Annotated in this window: 11 protein-coding genes; 3 read left to right on the top strand and 8 right to left on the bottom strand. The window is 72.6% G+C overall.

The genetic code is table 11. The annotated features are described in order from the left end of the window. Position 1: 1 nt before the first annotated feature. Together GGE06_RS07395 and GGE06_RS07390 are read right to left on the bottom strand one after the other, a co-directional pair. On the bottom strand, positions 2-4,906 hold the full coding sequence (locus GGE06_RS07395) for a DNA repair ATPase (RefSeq protein WP_184930316.1): 4,905 nt from the start codon (positions 4,904-4,906) through the stop codon (positions 2-4). Positions 4,907-5,006: 100 nt separating this feature from the next. Then, entirely contained in the window at positions 5,007-7,067 is a 2,061-nt protein-coding gene (locus GGE06_RS07390; RefSeq protein ID WP_246532370.1) for a flotillin family protein, read from the bottom strand. 218 nt (positions 7,068-7,285) lie between these two features. Here GGE06_RS07390 and GGE06_RS07385 point away from each other — a divergent pair, with 218 nt between their 5' ends. Next, the gene (locus GGE06_RS07385; RefSeq protein WP_184930315.1) at positions 7,286-8,347 is read left to right on the top strand and encodes a PucR family transcriptional regulator; all 1,062 of its coding nucleotides are present in this window, start codon (positions 7,286-7,288) and stop codon (positions 8,345-8,347) included. Positions 8,348-8,532: 185 nt separating this feature from the next. Then, positions 8,533-9,567 (top strand): terpene synthase family protein, encoded by a 1,035-nt coding sequence (locus tag GGE06_RS07380; protein WP_184930314.1) that lies wholly within the window; start codon positions 8,533-8,535, stop codon positions 9,565-9,567. Positions 9,568-9,594: 27 nt separating this feature from the next. Here the strand turns inward: GGE06_RS07380 and GGE06_RS07375 are convergent, their stop codons facing one another. From GGE06_RS07375 to GGE06_RS07350, 6 genes are all read right to left on the bottom strand, one after another. Then, a complete protein-coding gene (locus GGE06_RS07375) occupies positions 9,595-11,046 on the bottom strand; it encodes a cytochrome P450 (protein WP_116157301.1) in 1,452 nt (483 codons plus the stop codon). Next, positions 11,043-11,666, bottom strand: coding sequence for a GTP-binding protein (locus tag GGE06_RS07370; RefSeq protein WP_116157302.1), 624 nt, complete (start codon positions 11,664-11,666; stop codon positions 11,043-11,045). The genes GGE06_RS07375 and GGE06_RS07370 overlap by 4 nt, the downstream gene beginning before the upstream one ends. Beyond that, positions 11,647-12,003 (bottom strand): DUF742 domain-containing protein, encoded by a 357-nt coding sequence (locus GGE06_RS07365; protein WP_116157303.1) that lies wholly within the window; start codon positions 12,001-12,003, stop codon positions 11,647-11,649. The genes GGE06_RS07370 and GGE06_RS07365 overlap by 20 nt, the downstream gene beginning before the upstream one ends. Continuing rightward, positions 12,000-12,407, bottom strand: a complete 408-nt coding sequence (locus GGE06_RS07360; RefSeq protein WP_246532369.1) for a roadblock/LC7 domain-containing protein — start codon at positions 12,405-12,407, stop codon at positions 12,000-12,002. Before GGE06_RS07360 ends, GGE06_RS07365 begins: the two co-directional genes overlap by 4 nt. Position 12,408: 1 nt before the next feature. Continuing rightward, the gene (locus GGE06_RS43635) at positions 12,409-13,758 is read right to left on the bottom strand and encodes a sensor histidine kinase (protein ID WP_184930313.1); all 1,350 of its coding nucleotides are present in this window, start codon (positions 13,756-13,758) and stop codon (positions 12,409-12,411) included. A 544-nt stretch (positions 13,759-14,302) separates the two neighbouring features. Next, positions 14,303-14,845 carry a sortase gene (locus tag GGE06_RS07350; RefSeq protein ID WP_184930312.1) on the bottom strand — a complete coding sequence of 181 codons (543 nt, stop codon included), beginning with the start codon at positions 14,843-14,845 and terminating at the stop codon, positions 14,303-14,305. A gap of 322 nt (positions 14,846-15,167) precedes the next feature. Between GGE06_RS07350 and GGE06_RS07345 the strand changes: the two genes are divergently transcribed. Next, positions 15,168-16,232 (top strand): right-handed parallel beta-helix repeat-containing protein, encoded by a 1,065-nt coding sequence (locus GGE06_RS07345; RefSeq protein ID WP_116157306.1) that lies wholly within the window; start codon positions 15,168-15,170, stop codon positions 16,230-16,232. The last annotated feature ends 11 nt before the right edge of the window (positions 16,233-16,243 follow it).

Genomic DNA, 16,243 nt, shown 5'->3' with positions numbered 1-16,243 from the left:
CTCACGGAAGGTGTCGCTGTCGCACACCTGGCAGCGGATCGCCTTCTGCCCGATCGCCGCGTGCACCGGCTTGGCCATGCTGTGTCTCTCTTCCTCCGCCGGTTCGGGCGGTGTCCTGGGACGGGTGCCGCGCGTCCGTCGCGCGGGTGATCGCCGTCTCGACGGCCGCGATGCGGTCGGCGAGCAGGGCGAGGGCGGCGACGGCGCGGGTCCGCGGGTCGTCTCCGGTGCCCCCGAGCGCGCGGGCGCGGCGGTGGGCGGCGTTCAGTTCCGTCCGGCGGGCGGCCTGTGCCGGGGTGAGGGTGCCGCGCAGGGCGGCGAGGGTGAGGAGGTTGGACTCGGCCCCGGTGGTGAGCGTCTGGGCCTCGGCGGTGTAGTGGTCGTCGATCAGGGCGGCGAGTTCGGCGTCGTCCATGACGGGCGAGATGCGCGCCGTGATCTTGTTCATCGTACGGTACGACCCCTGGAGCCGGAACGGCGGTTCCGTGCGGGCCTCTTCGGCGGTGGCGGCGGACGCGATGTACTCCTCGTTGACGGCGAGGACCGTCTCCCGGGCGGTGAGGACGTGCCGGAGGACGGCGAGGAGCTGGTCGAGTTCGGCCGGGGCGTACGGGTGGGTCAGCCGGTCGCGGCGCGCGCCCGGGTCACCGGCGGCCAGCCCGGTCAGGAGCTCCAGGTCGGCGCGGTCGCGGCCGGCGAGCGGGGCGAGGAGCGGGTGGGAGGTGAGGGCGTTCTCGACGAAGCTGAACGCGAAGGCCTCGTCCTTGCCGGTCAGCACGTCGCCGAGGTTCCACACGTCGGCCCGGTCGGCGAGCATGTCCGGCACCCGGAAGGCACGTCCCGACTCGGTGTACGGGTTGCCGGCCATGCAGACGGCGAAGCGCTTTCCCCGCAGGTCGTGCCCGTCGAGGGTCCGGGTGGCGTCGCAGAGGGGGATGAACCTCTGCAGGAACTCCGGCGAGGTGTGCTGGATGTCGTCGAGGTACAGGAGGACGTTGTTGGCGGCGGCCAGCGCGAAGGCGATCTTCTCCAGCTCCCGGCGGGCGGCGGCGTCGGGCGCCGCGTCGGGGTCGAGGGAGGTCGTGCGCTGTCCGAGGGCGGGGCCGTCGACCTTGACGAGGAGCAGGCCGAGGCGTTCGGCGACGTACTCGATCAGGGTGGTCTTGCCGTAGCCGGGCGGGGAGAGGAGCAGCAGCAGCCCGTGGGAGTCGCTGCGTTTGGCGTCTCCGGCGGCACCGAGCTGCTTGGCGAGGTTGTCGCCGACGAGCGGGAGGTAGACCTCGTCGACGAGCCGGTTGCGGACGAAGGACGACATGACCCGGGGGCGGTGGGCGTCCACGCGGAGCCGGGCTCGCTCGGTGGTGAGGAGTTCCGTCCGCTGCCGCTGGTAGGCACGGAAGGCGGGCACGTCGACGGCGGCGAAGTCCCCTGTTCTGGTGAGGAATTCGTCGAGCCGCAGTTCCAACGACCGGGCCTGGACCCGCGGGTGGCTGCCGAGGAGTCCGGTGACCGTGGCCGTGGTGGGGGCGGGGACCTCGTAGCGGTCGAGCTCGGGGCACAGTTCGACGGCGACGGCCTCGGCGAGCACGCCCGCGTCGTGACGCCCGCCGGATGCCGTGGCGTACGAGGTGAGCCAGGCCTCGACGAGCTGGCGCCGCGCGCCCGGCCCGGTCAGGGCGGCGAGGCCGTCGGCATAGGCGGAGGAGGAGACGGCGCCGCGGAACGCGTCGAGGAGCGTGCGCGCCTCGCCCGATACGGCGAACCCCTCGGGTCCGGCGGCGAGTTCGTCTACCAGGTAAGCGGCCGCCGCCGCGTCCCCCGTCTCCTCGGCGAGCTCGCTCCTCAGCCCGTCGAGGGCCGAGTCCGTGCCGAAGAGTTCGCGGGCCCGGGTCAGCGAGACCGCCCGGTGGGTCCACTGCGCGCGGGTCTCGGCGGTGGTGGAGCGGGCCCAGAAGATCTGGGCCGCCGCGCGCGCCTCCCCGGAGTGGCGCAGCGGTCCCGCGCCTTCGCTCAGGGCCAGTACCGCTTCCAGGATCAGCGCCGCGTCGTGGTCGTGGACGCCGCGCTCGTAGCCCTCGTCGTAGGCGCTCTCCGCCGCCTGCCGTGCGAGCGCCGTGAGGTCCGCCCCGGCCAGGCCCTCCGGGCCGTGCTCGGCCAGGAGGCGTGCGGCGAGGTGTTCGGCCCGGTAGACCTCGGGCGACTCGGAGGGCAGGGTCCGACCCCAGAGCGGGCGGGTCGCGGCGAAGGCGGGGTCGGTGACGGGCGCGCGGTAGTCGGTGCCGGTCAGGGCGAGCGCGAGACCGTCCTCGTGGGGTACGAGGGTCGGCTCGGGGGCCTGTCGCGTGACGGCGAAGCGGTGGCGGCCGAGGCGGATCGTGGCGCCGCCGTCGGAGAACAGCTCGGTGCGGTCCCGCAGGGCCCGGCCGGCCTCCTGCCGGGCGGCGCCGAGGCGGCTCTCCAGCTCCTCCGCCCGTACCTGGTCGCCGAGCTCGCGCAGTTCGGCACCGGTGCGGCGGACCCGGGTGACCATGGGGTCGGAGGCGAAGTAGGTGTGCACCTCGTCCAGGTCGGCGAGGGTAGCGGCCCGCCGGGCGACGGCCTCCAGGATGCGGCCGGCCGAGTCGGCGAGGCGTTCGGCGCGGCGGGCGCGGGCGTCCTGGAGGGAGTGCTTGCGCGCGGTGAAGGCGTCGTGGATCTCGGTGCGCCGCTCGGCGATGCCGGTGAGGAATCCGTCGTGCTCGGCGAAGCGGGATTCCAGGTTCTCCAGCTGGAGCAGGAGCCGGCCGAGCTGTTCGTCGCAGCGGTCGGGGGTGTCGGCGGCGGCCAGCGCGCCGGTGACCGCCTGGCCGAGCAGGGCGAGTTCGGCGGTGAACTCCGCCCGGCCCTCCTGGTCGAGGAGGGCGGCGCGGCGGGCGGCGAGGAGGGCGCGGGCGCGGTTGAGCGCGCCGAGGACGTCGGCGATCCGCGCGAGGATCGAGGCGCGGACGGTCGCGTCGCCGATGTCGAGGCCGGTGATGACCTCGCCGAGGGTGCGCAGTTCGTGGGTGTGGGCGTCGATGCGCTCGCCGACGGGGCCGGTCTCGGCGACGGTGGACAGCGCCTCCGCCTCGGTGGCGAGGCGTTCCGCCGCGGTGTGGTGGGCGGCGAAGGCGTCGTCGCCCTTGAGGAAGGCGACGGCCCGCCGGGCGGCCGAGACGATGTCGGCCTCGACGTCGCCGGCGAGGGTGTCGATGCCGGCCGTGTCGGCGTACCGCATGTCGCGCAGCGTCACCAAGTGACCCTGTGCGCGGCGGAGTTCGGTGATGCGGGAGATCCACTCCCCTGCCGTGGCGGGCGCCTCGCCGCGGATGCGCCGGACGAGGCGGCTGATCTCCTGGGCGGACTCGGCGAGGGCCTCGGCGGCCTGCCGGGTGAGCGCGGTGACGGTCCCGAGCTCGTCGAGCACCTGCGCGGCCGTGGCCTTCAGGGCGGCCAGGGGTGCGCCCAGGTCGCCGGCTTCCGGGTCCCCGAGCCAGTGGTGGACGTCGCCCGCGCGCTCGCAGGCGGCGACGAGCGCCTCGTACAGCTCGCCAGCGGGTGACGGCTCGGTGGCCTGCCGGGCGATCGACAGGCAGTCGGCGATGCCGCGGACGAGGTCCGCGTTGCCGATGCGGGCCAGCGGGCCCGCGGGCGCGGGGCGCCGGTGGGTGTCGGAGACGTACGGCGTGCGCCAGATCTGCACCGGGTGGACCCGGCCGGGCTCGCCGGGCTCGCCGCGGAGCACGGCCATCGTCCCGTCGTCGAGGAGCGCGTATCCGCCGCAGACGACCGGGTTCGCGATCTCCTTGCCGATCACGTCGTACGGGAGGAGCAGGGTCCGGCCCTCGGCGCGGGCGCGGAAGACGAAGAGGAGGTCCTCGCCGTCGGGCGAGCGGACCGCCCGGTCGAAGGCGAGGCCGGCCGTGTCGGTGCCGAAGGTCTTCACGGTGCCGGAGGCGAGGCAGTAGCCGCCGGGGAACACGATCCCCTCGTCCTCGGGCAGCCGCAGGCAGGCCTGTCCGATGCCGTCGAGCCTGACGACGGTGCCGGTCAGGGTGTTGAAGACGAGGTGGCGGCGGACCTCTTCCTTGTACGGGCGGACGCGCACCAGGATCAGGGCGCCGACGACCGCGTACGCCACCTCGGCGTCGGCGAGGGACTGCAGCGGCTCGTCGACCGGCTCGGTGTGGACGGCCCCGGCCGTGTCGGTGTCGTCGTCCGTCCTGACCGTCAGCGTCCCGCCGGCCGTGGAGACGAACAGCCGGCCGCCGAGGGAGATGCGCGGGTGCCGGCCGGGGACGTGGTCGTCGCGGGTCGTCTCCACCCAGGCGAGGTCGTCGGAGGGAGGGAAGACGTGGTCGCGCTCGCCCTGGGCGTCGAGGAACCGCGTCTCGCCGGAGGGCCCGACGGACCAGCGCAGGACCCGCAGGTCGTCGCCCTGTTCCCCGGTACGGAAGACGGCGAGGATGCGGCCCTCGGTGCGCCGCAGCCGGAGCAGGCGCGCGCCCCGGTAGTAGCGGTGCAGCGCGGAGAACTCCCGTACGAAGCCGGGGTCGTCGAGGAGTCCCGGCACCGCCTCCGGGGGCAGTGCGTTCAGGTCGCGGTCGTGGAGGGTGAGGACGTCGGCGACCGAGACCTCGGAGAGCCCGGTGCCGGCGGGCCGGGAGCCGAGGAGGAGCAGGCCGTCGCCGACGGCGACGACGTCCTGGGGCACGCAGGCGCGCTCGGTGGTGATGCGGCGGGTGTCGGTGAGGGCGAGCTCGCCGGTGCCGAAGGCCGCGACCCGGGCCTCGTTGAGGGTTCCGGCACGCCCGGCCAGTTCGGCGGCCTGCGCGGCGAGCCGGTCGCGCAGCACCGTGTACGTGTCCTCGTCGATTCCGGCACCCATCTCGTCCCGCTCCTTGTACCGTGGTGAGTACGGGTCCGGTGCCGCCAACTCCCCCGTTTGCCGGCACCGGACCCTCTGTGACCGCTCCCCCCCGGGGCGGTCAGCTCTTGGCGGCGCCGTTCAGCGCCGTCGTGTCCGCCGGGGCAGCCGTGGCCGGTCCGGGGACCTGCGCGGTGGACTCACCGGAGTTCACGGCCCTCGCGAGGAGCGCGGAGGCGGCGCTGAGGTTCTGCACGTCGGTCGTGGACAGCGAGCTCAGCACCTTGGTCAGGTCCTCCGTGAAGGAACCGGAGCCGTCCAGCCAGGGGCCGGCGAGCGCCTTCGCGGTACGGGAGTTGTCGATGAACCCGTCGACCGACCTGCCGAGCGCGACCGACTGCACCAGACGGTCGAGGAAGACCGACTCCCCGCCGACGATGTTGATGTCGGCGTTCTCCAGGCCGGTCGCGAGGACGGTGGCCTGCGCCTCGGCGACCTGCCGCTGGACGTCGAGCCCGGCGAGCCGGATCTCCTTCTCGGCGGCCAGCCGCAGCCGGTACTCCTCGTGGGTGCGCGAGGCCTCGTCCAGGGCGGCCATCGCCGCCGCCTTCTCGGTCAGACCGGCCGCTTCGGCCTTCAGCTTCTCGCCGATCGCCGTGGCCTCGGCGAGCGCCTTCTCCCGCGTGCCGACCGCGTCGGCCAGTGCCTTCTCCCGCGTGCCGGCGGCTTCGGCGCGCAGCCGTGCCTCGGTGGCCTCCGCCTCGGCGCGGCCGGTCTTCTCGATGACCTCGGCCTCCATGTCGCGCACCCGCACGGCCGCGAGGCCCTCGGCCGCGGCCTCGGCCTGGATGCCCTCGGCGAGGCGGATCTTGGCGCGGGCGTCCATCTCGGCGGCCTTGTTGCGGGCCTCCGCCAGGGTGAGCTCCTCCGCGGCCTTGTGGACGGCGGCCTGCTCGGCCGCCTCCGCCGCCTTGATGTCCTTGACGAGCTTCTCCTGCGCCTCGGCCTCGGCGGCGATGACGACGGCCTGCCGGGTGCGCTCGGCCTCCTCGACCATGCGCAGCCGCTTGATGGACTCCTCCTGCTCGGCGACCGTACGGTCCACCGCGACCCGCTCCCGGATGACCTCGGCGATCTCCCGGCGCTCGGCCTCGACCTCCTTGTCGGCCGCGATACGGGTGAGCTGGGTCTCCCGTTCGCGGGCGATGACCTCCAGGAGGCGGTCCTTCTCGATCCGCTCGTTCTCGACGGCGATGACCCGCTCGCGGTTCTTCTGGGCGACCGCGACCTCGCGGGCCTGGTTCTCGCGCTGGACCCCGAGCTGCTCCTCGGTCCTGAGGAAGGCGCTCTGCGACCGCAGCCGCTCCTCCTCCACCACGCGCGCGGTCTCGGCCTCCTCCCGCGCCCGCGAGGTCTCGATCTCCCGCTTCTGCTTGATCTCCGCGTCGGCCTGACGCCGCTCCAGCTCCAGGATGGCCTCGCGGGCGTCGACGTTCTGCCGGGTGATCTCCTTCTGCTCGTTCTGCCGGTACTCGTTCGTCCGGATGTTCTCCACGGCCGTCAGCTCGGTGATCTTGCGGATGCCCTGGGCGTCGAGGATGTTGCCGGGGTCGAGCTGGCTCAGCGGCGTCTGCTCGACGTGGTCGATGGCGGCGTCCTCCAGGTGGTACCCGTTGAGGTCGATGCCGATGAGCTCGATGATCCGGAACCGCAGTTCCTCGCGCTTGGTGTAGAGGTCGGTGAAGTCGAGCTGCTTGCCGACGGTCTTGACGGCCTCGGAGAACTTGGCGTGGAACAGCTCCTCCAGGGTCTCCTGGTGGCTGGCCCGGGCGGTGCCGATGGCCTGCGCGACCTTGATGACGTCCTCGACGGTCTTGTTGACCCGTACGAAGAACGAGATCCGGATGTCGGCGCGGATGTTGTCCCGGCAGATCAGGCCGTCCCGGCCCATCCGGGAGATCTCGAAGGTCTTCACCGAGATGTCCATGACCTCGGCCTTGTGCAGGACCGGCAGGACGATCTGCCCCGTGAACGTGACGTCCACCTTGCGCGTCCTGGAGACGATCAGCGCCTTGCCCTGCTCGACCTTGCGGAACAGCCGGCCGGCCACGAGGAGCACGGCGACCGCGACGAACAGGACCACGGCGATCAGCACGCCGACGCCCCCGGTGATGGCATCCATGAGGAACCCCCGCATGTTTCTGTCTCCCGGCATCGAGCCACGGCCCGTGCCCTCCCGTGGGGCCATCCTGAGGCAAGATCACCCGTGCGGCATTGCCGTGATCCGGCAGTCTTCGACACCTCCTCGATGCCGGGTGCGGACCCCGGCCGAGGACGTGCCACCCTTGATCACCGCGCGTCAGGAACGCATCAGGGACGCGTCAGGACGGGGGAGGAAGCGTGACGGAGCGGGAGTCGGCCGAGGAGTACCTGGAGGGGTACACCGAGATCCTGGCGGAGGCGTGCGCGGCCCGGCGCAGGCTCACCCGGGAGGAGCGCGAGGCCCTGGGCGCGCGCGGGGAGCGGGCCGCGGAGGCCGGCATCGGACTGCGGGCCCTCGTCCGGGCCCATCTCGCCGCCGCCCGGCGGGTGCGCCCCGGCCTGTCGCAGGCCGACGCCGACCACCTCCTGACCACCGTCGAACAGGCCGTGGACGCCTTCGCCGAGGGCCACGAGCGGTCCCAGCACCTGGCGGTGCGTCAGGAGGAGGCGGCACGGCGCGAGTTCATCGACGACCTGCTCCACGGCCGGAGCGGTCTGGGCCGCCTGGCGGAACGGGCCGAACACTTCGGACTGCTCCTGTCCCACGCGCACGCCGTGGCCGTCGCCCAGGGCCCGGAGCCGTACAGCGACGGCTACGCGGTCGCCCGCACCGTCGCCGCCTCGCTCGTCGCCCGCTTCGGCAGCCGCCGCATCCTGCTCACCACCAAGGACGGACGGCTGATCTGCGTCGCACCGGCCGACGAGCCCGAGGTGCTCGCCCACTTCGCCAAGCAGGCGCACGCGGCGACCGACGGCGGCCAGGTGGCCATCGGCCGGCCACACCCCGGCGCGGGCGGTGTCGTCCACTCGTACGAGGAGGCGCTCAACGCGCTCGCTCTCGCGGCCCGCATGAATCTGGACGACCCGGTCCTGCACGCCGCCGACCTCCTCGTCTACCCCGTCCTCACCCGCGACCGGCAGGCCATGTCCGAGCTCGTCGGCACCGTGCTCGGCCCGCTCCGCGACGCCCGCGGCGGCGCGAAGCCCCTCCTCGCCACGCTCACCGCGTACTTCGACTCCGGCTGCGTCACCGCGCAGGCGGCCCGCGCCCTGAGTCTGAGCGTGCGGGCCATGACGTACCGCCTCGACCGCATCCACCGTCTGACCGGCGCGGACCCCGCCGATCCCGTCCAGCGCTACACGCTCCAGACGGCCGTGATCGGCGCCCGCCTCCTGGACTGGCCCGATCAGCCGCTGTGACACATCGGGCGGCGGCCACCGGAGGTTGCTTCTGTTTCGGGAGTGGACACGAACTGACCGTTGATCCGGGATAGTTGAACGGTTTCCGGTCGTCTCCGGTGGGCAGGTTTGCAGAGCCGCGGACCGGGCATCGTCCGGCCTCGCGGCACAGCGATGCGGACCGGAGTAAGAAGGAGGTCGGTCCCATGACCGTGCGTGCCGTCGAGCTGCCGCAGCTGTGGATGCCCTACGCGCTGCGGGTGAATCCCTGCCTGCCCGCCCTGCACGAGGAGAGCGAGTCCTGGGCGCGCGGCATGGGGATGCTGGACGACGATCCGTGGTCCTCGGCGGGGCGGCCGGCGATATGGACCCGGTCGAGGTTCCACGCCATGACCGTCGACCAGCTGACCGCCTGGACCCTGCCCGACGCCTCCTTCGACGCCTTACGGCTCAACCACCGGTTCAACATATGGGCGCTCGCCTGGGACGACTACTTCGCGGCCGCCTTCAAGCAGACCGGTGACCTCCCCGCCGCGCGGGCCTTCACCGCCCGGCTGCACGCCTTCCTGCGGCCCGAGCCCGGAGCCCGGCTGCCGGAGCCGCTGAACGCCGTCGAGCGGGGGATCGCCGATCTGCAGCAGCACCTCTTCCCCCCGCGCCTCGCGCATTGGCGCGCGGAGTTCAACCGGGCCCTGGCGCGCTACGTCGACGCGGGTGTCGAGGAACTCGCCAACAGCCAGAGCGGTCGCATTCCCCATCTGATCGATTACGCGCCGTTCCGGCGGGAGAGTTTCGCCGCCTACACGGCCCCGTATTCCGTCGAACTGGCCACCGGTGCCCGAATACCCGAACAGATACGGCACACGCGTACCGTCCGCGCCCTGCTCGACGCCTTCATGGATTTCATGGGGCTGGCGAACGACATCGCCTCCTACGAGAGGGAGGTGCACGAGGAGAAGGACGTCAACAATCTGGTCCTCGTCGTCGGGACCTCCCTCGGCATCTCCCTCCACGACGCCGTGCCCGCCGCCCTGAACCTGGTCAACGCCCGGCTGCGGGACTTCGAGCACATCCGGCAGGGCGAACTGCCGCCGCTCGTCCGGCGGTCCGGCCTCGGCCGCGACGAGCGGGCCGAACTGGAGACCTGGCTCCGGGGAGCCTGCGGCTTCCTCTCCGGCCTGCACGCCTGGTACACCGGGGCGCCCCGCTACGCCGCCGGGGACGGATCGTTCCCGGAGTGAGGGCAGCGGAGTCGCCCCGGTGCGGGCCTACCTCCCGAACAGGAAGCGCCTGACGCGCGTCAGCCACGAGGCGCGGGGCTCGGGACCTCGTGCCGTCCCGGAACCGGTCGACTGCACCGGCAGCGGGGGCGGCGCGGGCCTGCCGGTGCTCTGGGCCGGCGGGGCCGGGAGCGGGGCGGGGACGTCGTCGGCCTGGGGCGGGCGGGCGGCGAAGGTCACGGGCAGGGCCGTGAGGTGCCGGGCCCAGGTGGAGGAGCGCCAGCTGAGGCTCTCCTCCGGGACGGCCAGGGCGATGTCGGGAAGCCGGGTGAGCAGGATGTCGATGCCCGCGTCGGCGATGATGCGGCCGATGTCCTGGCCGGGGCATTCGTGCGTGCCGGCGCTGAAGGACAGGTGGGCGCGGTTGTGGTGCACGGGGGTCTCGGCGTCCGGGCGGATCGCCTGGTCGACGTTGCCCGCGGCCAGACCGAGGAGGAGCATGTCCCCCGCCTTGATCTGCTGCCCCCCGAGGGTCGTGTCGTCGTTGGCCCAGCGGCCCGGGCACACCATGAGCGGCGGCTCGTCCCACAGGACCTGCTCCACGGCCTCCGGCAGGGTCATCTGGCCGCCCGCGAGGGACCCGCGGAAGCGGGGGTCGGTGACGACCATGCGCAGGACGTTGGACATGAGGTTGGCGGTGGTCTCGTAGCCGGCGAGCAGGATGAGCCGCAGGTGGTGCTGGACCTCCTCGTCGGTGAGTCCCGCGGGATGGGCGAGGAGGGCGGAGGCGATGTCGTGCCCCGGCCGGACGTGCTTCTCGGCGACGAGCTGTTCGAGGCACTTGAGCACGAAGTCGTTGCTGGCGAGCGAGGTCTCGGTGGCCTTGAAGAGGTCACGGGCGGCGTGCACGAGCTGGGGGGCGGCCTCGTCGGACATGCCCAGCAGATGGCTGAGGGTGAGCATGGGCACGGCCTCGGTGAACTGCTCCACCAGTTCCGCCTCGCCGTTCTCGCAGAAGGTGTCGATCACCTGGTGGGCGAAGCGGGTGATGTGGCGCCGGACGCCCCGGTGGTCGAACTGGTTGAGGCCCGCGGTGACCGCGCCGCGGAGCCGCTGGTGCTCCTCGCCGTCCGCGCAGACGCAGTCGGGGCGCCAGCCGATCATCGGGATGAGCGGGGAGGTGGCGGGGTCGATCTCCCCGCTCCGCCAGCCGTGCCAGACGCGGGGGTCGCGGGAGAACTGGGTCGGGCGGCTGGCCACGTCGCGGTTCTCCAGGTAGCCCAGGACGAGCCAGGCGCGCACGTCGCCGTCGAGCAGGACGGGCGCCACCGGGCCGTGGGCGGCGCGCAGCTCCTCGTACAGGCCCATGGGGTCCGTCGCCGCGGCGGGTCCGTAGAGGCGGGTGGCTCCGCCGGGGCCGTCGCCGATGTGGGCCGGGCAGCCGGGCGGCGGGACCGCGCCGGGCTGTGCGGTGGCGTGTTCGGTGGGTGGGACGGTCATGCGGTCTCCTGGGCGGCGGCGAGGGTGTACAGGTAGCCCATGAGCGCGAGCAGGGCGTCGCGGCAGGACGCCCGGTCCCGTGCGTCACAGGTGACGATGGGCACGGTTTCGCTGAGGGCCAGAGCGGTGCGCAGGTCACCGAGGGGGTACTGCGGGGCCTCCGGGAAGGCGTTGACGGCCACGACGAACGGGACGCGGCGGTCCTCGAGCCGGGTGATGACCTCGAAGGAGACCTCGATCCTGCGGGTGTCGACGAGGACCACGGCGCCGAGCGCGCCTTCGAAGATGCCGTTCCACAGGAACCAGAAGCGCTCCTGTCCGGGGGTGCCGAACAGGTAGAGGATCAGCTCCTCGTTGATGCTGATCCGTCCGAAGTCCATCGCGACGGTCGTGGTCTTCTTGTCCTTGACACCGGGGTTGTGGTCGATCCCGACGCCCGCCTGCGTCATGGTCTCCTCGGTGGTCAGGGGCGGGATCTCGCTCACCGCCCCGACCATGGTGGTCTTGCCGACCCCGAAGCCGCCGACGACCACGACCTTGACCCCTCTGGCCCCGTGGGACAGCAGCAGGTCGCCGTCGTGTCGGACGGCCTCGCGTACGTCAGAGCTTGCGTAGTCCATGGATCACCGCCTCCAGTAGGCCGCGTTCGGGATATGCCGCCACCGGCACGGGTGCGATCGCCTCGACCCGCTCCTCCTCGACGAGCGTGGAGAGCAGCACGGTGACGACGCTGAAGGGGAGGCTGAGGTATGCGGAGACCTCGGCGACCGAGAGGGGGTACGAGCACAGGTTGAGGATGGAAGCCTGCTCGGGCTGCATGGCGGGGTCGGGCTCGGACCTGGTCGCGATGAGGGTGACGAGGTTGAAGGTCTTGGCCGAGGAGTCCTGGCCGCCGGTAATGACGTAGAGCGGGACGGGTGTGCCTTCATTCCAGGGGCCCTGGTTCTCCGATGTCACATCGCCTGCCCGACGTCCTCACGGGGAGGGCTGGTCATGTGCTGGCCGATCCGGATCACCAGCGTCCGCATGCGGTCGCCGAGGAGTCCGGCGTCCACCTCCGGGTCGGCGAGGACCGCGAGATAGGCCCCGGGGCCGGCCGCCATCATGGAGAAGTAGCCGCCGTCGGCCTCGATCCCGACCATCCGCGTCGATCCGTCCCCCTCCGGGAACATCTGCGCGATGGCCCGCGCCAGGCTCTGGATGCCGGAGCAGGCGGCGGCGATCGCGTCGGCGGTGTCGGGGGCCGTGTTCGCCTGCCCGATGCACAGGCCGTCCGACGACAGGACGACCACGTGTCGCACGTACGGGACGCTGCCCACGAGCTCCGTGAGCATCCAGTCCATGTTCGGCAGTGGCTGCATGTTACTCGTCCTCATCTGACGGATCGCTGGGGGAAGAAGAAGGGTCGGCGACCGGTCTCTTGTCGCCTCGCTTGTCGCCTTGGAACGCCTCCCACATCAGGCCCGGCTGGCGGGCGGAGGTGCCCTTGGAGGCCGCCGGATCGGCGGGCGCGGGCCCCGTCTGGACGACGGGGGTGGGGACGGGCGACTCGCGTCGTCGCTGCGGGAGCACGGGGGACTCCCGTCGTCGTTGCGGGAGTCCGTTGGCGGTCTTCCTGACCTCGGCGGTTCCCGTGGCGGCGTCGCGCGGCGGTGTCGGCCGGGGCAGGAGGGGTCCGCCGGCGGTGCGCTTCCGGATGTGGTCCGGGATCCGCAGGGCGGACGGCGGGACCGTGGTGATCAGCCGGCGGGGCACGAGCACCACGGCCCGTACGCCTCCGTAGGCGGAGGTGCGCAGGTCGACCTCGCAGCCGTGCTCGCGGGCCAGCCGGCTGACGACCGGGAGGCCTAGCTGGGTGAGCTCGCCCAGGCCCGAGAGGTTGATGCCGGTCTGCGACTGCGCCATGACGCGCTCGACGCGCTGCCTGACCTCTTCGGTGAGTCCGACGCCGCGGTCCTCGATCTCGATGGCGATGCCGGAGGGCACCTCGCTCGCGGTCACCTCCACGGGGGTGTGCGGCGGCGAGAACGTCGTGGCGTTGTCGAGGAGTTCGGCGAGCAGGTGCATCAGCGGTTCGGCGCCGGGGCCGATCACCGCGACCTCCGCCACCGACGTCAGCTTCACCCGGGGGTAGTCGACGATGCGGGACATGGCCCCGCGCAGGACGTCGTAGAGCGGGATCGCCTTCGACCACTGGCGGCCGGGGCGGGCGTCGCCGAGGACCGCGATGCTGGCCGCGAGGCGGCCGATCAGGGCGTTGCGGTGGTCGACGTCCTGCAGGCCGCGGGAGACCACGAGGTCGTTGCCGTGCAGGATCTGCATGGCGTGGAGGTCCTTGGCGAGCTGGTGCACGATCGCCTGGACCCGGCGCGCGACGGCCACGAGGGCGCGCTGGGAGGCGTCCCGGGTGTGCTCCTCGGCCTCGACGGCTTCGAGGAAGGTCCGCATGGCCCCTTCGAGCGCCTCGGTGTAGTCCGGGTCGAGGTGCTTGCCGAAGGTGATGGCGCGCAGGATCTCCGAGGAGGGGTCGCCCTTCTGCAGCCGGGCGACGGTCGCGGGCAGGAGCTCTTCGGCGAGCCAGACGACGGCGGCCCGCTGGTCGGCCAGTCTGCCGAGCAGCTCGGCCTCGCGCTGGGCGTGCCGCTCCGCCGCCTCGGCGCCCGCCCGGGTGTGACGGCCGGCTTCCGCCGCGCGGGTTCGGCGCGCGGCCACGGCCGAGGTGAGAGCGGTCAGGAGGACCGCGGCGAGTCCGCACCAGGCGACCGGTGTCCGTATCTGCGCGGGACAGACCAGCAGCGCTACGGCGGTGGCCGCGGCCAGAACTCCGGGAGGGAGGAGCCATACCCGGGCGACTGCGGTCGGCCGGGGTCTGGAAATTGAACCTGCACGAACCATCAAGGGGTCCCTAAACCGTCTGAAATGAACGGACCGAGGTATGCGATGCGCCGGCGGGTCGCTTCGAGATCGCGTCGATGGCCGTTTCCTCACAGCCGCGCTCCGTCCGTGCGCTCGCAGCGTTCATGACTCGCTGTGAGCGCTCCGCAACACATCGGGGAGCATAGTCAGTTCGGGTTCGCCATGTGACCTTGCTGGAAGGAAGGCCTCCACCGGTCATTCCGTTCTCATAAAAGCGACCAACTGCGGCATGGAAAATGCAATAAACCGATCACGTTCTGACTTCAGCCGCACAAAGGAGTGGCCGCCACCCGGACGTCCGGGTGGCGGCCACTCCTCATTCGGCGATGCGGCTCGGCGATCAGGCCGAGGTACGGGCCTTCCTCGCGCGTCGACGCAGGTGGACCGCCCCGCCCGCCACGGCGCCGGCGAGCAGCACGCCGCCCAGGGCGAGGGGGTTGCCGGTGGAGTCCGTCGCGGGTTCCCCGGCGGGGCCCGGCGCGGGGGCCGCGGCGCCGGCCGCCCAGCCGAAGCCGGCCTCGACGCCGCCATGGGGCCGGCCGGAGATGTGGTACGTGACGGTCTGCTTGATCCGCGGCGGGCACTTCAGGGTGACGGTGTCCGTGCCGGCGGCGGCGCCCTCCGGCACCACGAACTCGCCGACCAGGACACCCGCGCGGTCTCCCGGCAGGAGGTGGAACTTGCCACCCGCCTCCGACTCTCCCTTGCCGTAGGTCTCCTTGCCGCACGCGGTGGTGGTGACGGTGACGGTCGTGCCGGGCGAGGCGTTCATCGGGCTGATGCGGACATCGGGGGACCCGGGCGCGGCGAGCGCCGTGGGGGCGGACAGGACGATGGCGCCGACGATCAGGCTGACCTGCAGACCGGTACGTGCGCGACGCATGCTTCTCTCCTTCGGTGGAGCTTTCCGGCCGGCTTCTTCGCGCGGCACCTGTGCTGTGCTCCGTGCACGAGGCAAAGGGAGGTGCGCGGCCCCCGCAATTCGGGGAGCGCGTTCGGCCGTCGGCCGGTCGGACCCACGGCCGCCGCCGCCCGCGCCCGTCACAGCAGGTCACCGCCGCGGGCGTACCGCCCCCCGGGTGATCTCGCCCCGCACACGAACGGACCAGTGCCCCCGCGCCCGTGCACCAGGGCCCCCGGTCGGCCCCGGCCCGCCCGGGGGATCAGCGGTGGCGGGCCGGAACGGGCGCTCATAACTTCGCGATATGACGAAACGACAGATCGCCCTCCTGGCGTGCACCGCGGCCCTCGCGGCCTCCGGGCTCGGCGCCGCCGCCCCCGCCGCGGCCGGCCGGTCGGTGCACCGGGTGAAACCGGGCGAATCGATCCAGGAGGCCGTGGACGCCGCGCGCCCCGGCGACACGATCATCCTCGCCCCCGGCACGTACCGCGAGAGCGTCCACATCACCACCCCGCACCTGACGCTCCGTGGTTCGAGCGTCTTCCCCTCCGTCCTCGTGCCCCCCGCCGCCCCCGGCACCGGTACGTGCGCCCAGGCCGGCAACGGCATCTGTGTCACCGGCACCCAGGACCGTCCCGTCGAGGACGTGACCGTGCGCTCGCTGACCCTCCGGGGCTTCGCGAAGAACGGCCTGTGGGCCAAGTGGACCGACCGCCTGGACGTCCAGCGGGTCACCGCCGAGTCCAACGGCACGTGGGGCATCGCCCAGGAGCGGTCCGTGCGCGCGGTGGTGCGCCACAACACCGCCCGGAACAACGGCGACGCCGGACTGTTCCTGGCCAACACCGTCACCGAGGAGGGAGGCGCCACCGACACCCGGGGCACGGTCGTCAGCGGCAACCGCGTGTCCGGCAACCGGATCGGCATCACCGTGCGCCGGCTCCGGAACCTCACCGTCGACCACAACGAGGCGACCGGCAACTGCGCCGCCGTGTTCGTCGTGGGCGACGAGTCCACGCCGCGCGCCGGGGCGATGACCGTCCGCCGGAACACCATCCGGGAGAACAACAAGTTCTGCCCCAAGACCCCGCGCCTGCCCGCCCTTCAGGGCTCGGGCATCGTGCTCACCGGCGCCGAGGACACCCTCGTCGCGCACAACACGGTCGAGGACAACGTGGGCGACACGCCGCTCTCGGGCGGCATCGTGCTCTTCAAGAGCTTCGTGGGCGTCCCCAACGAGCGGATCGAGATCCGCGACAACGTGGCGCTGCGCAACGGCGCCGCCGACCTCGCCGACCGCGACACCGCCAAGACCAACACCTTCCGCGGCAACACCTGCGGCGTCTCCCAGCCCGCGGGCATGTGCTGACCTCCCTCCGT

Source organism: Streptomyces nymphaeiformis (genome assembly GCF_014203895.1).
Taxonomy (GTDB): Bacteria; Actinomycetota; Actinomycetes; order Streptomycetales; family Streptomycetaceae; genus Streptomyces; species Streptomyces nymphaeiformis.
Note: the sequence above shows the minus strand (reverse complement) of the source record. Positions and strands in the feature narration are given on the sequence as shown.

Bases quoted from the DNA above. Each gene is read 5' to 3' on its own strand.
- GGE06_RS07360 (WP_246532369.1), bottom strand. From the start codon at position 12,407: ATGCAGCCACTGCCGAACATGGACTGGATGCTCACGGAGCTCGTGGGC.
- GGE06_RS07345 (WP_116157306.1), top strand. From the start codon at position 15,168: ATGACGAAACGACAGATCGCCCTCCTGGCGTGCACCGCGGCCCTCGCG.
- GGE06_RS07370 (WP_116157302.1), bottom strand. From the start codon at position 11,666: ATGGACTACGCAAGCTCTGACGTACGCGAGGCCGTCCGACACGACGGC.
- GGE06_RS07350 (WP_184930312.1), bottom strand. From the start codon at position 14,845: ATGCGTCGCGCACGTACCGGTCTGCAGGTCAGCCTGATCGTCGGCGCC.
- GGE06_RS07375 (WP_116157301.1), bottom strand. From the start codon at position 11,046: ATGACCGTCCCACCCACCGAACACGCCACCGCACAGCCCGGCGCGGTC.
- GGE06_RS07395 (WP_184930316.1), bottom strand. From the start codon at position 4,906: ATGGGTGCCGGAATCGACGAGGACACGTACACGGTGCTGCGCGACCGG.
- GGE06_RS07390 (WP_246532370.1), bottom strand. From the start codon at position 7,067: ATGGATGCCATCACCGGGGGCGTCGGCGTGCTGATCGCCGTGGTCCTG.
- GGE06_RS07380 (WP_184930314.1), top strand. From the start codon at position 8,533: ATGACCGTGCGTGCCGTCGAGCTGCCGCAGCTGTGGATGCCCTACGCG.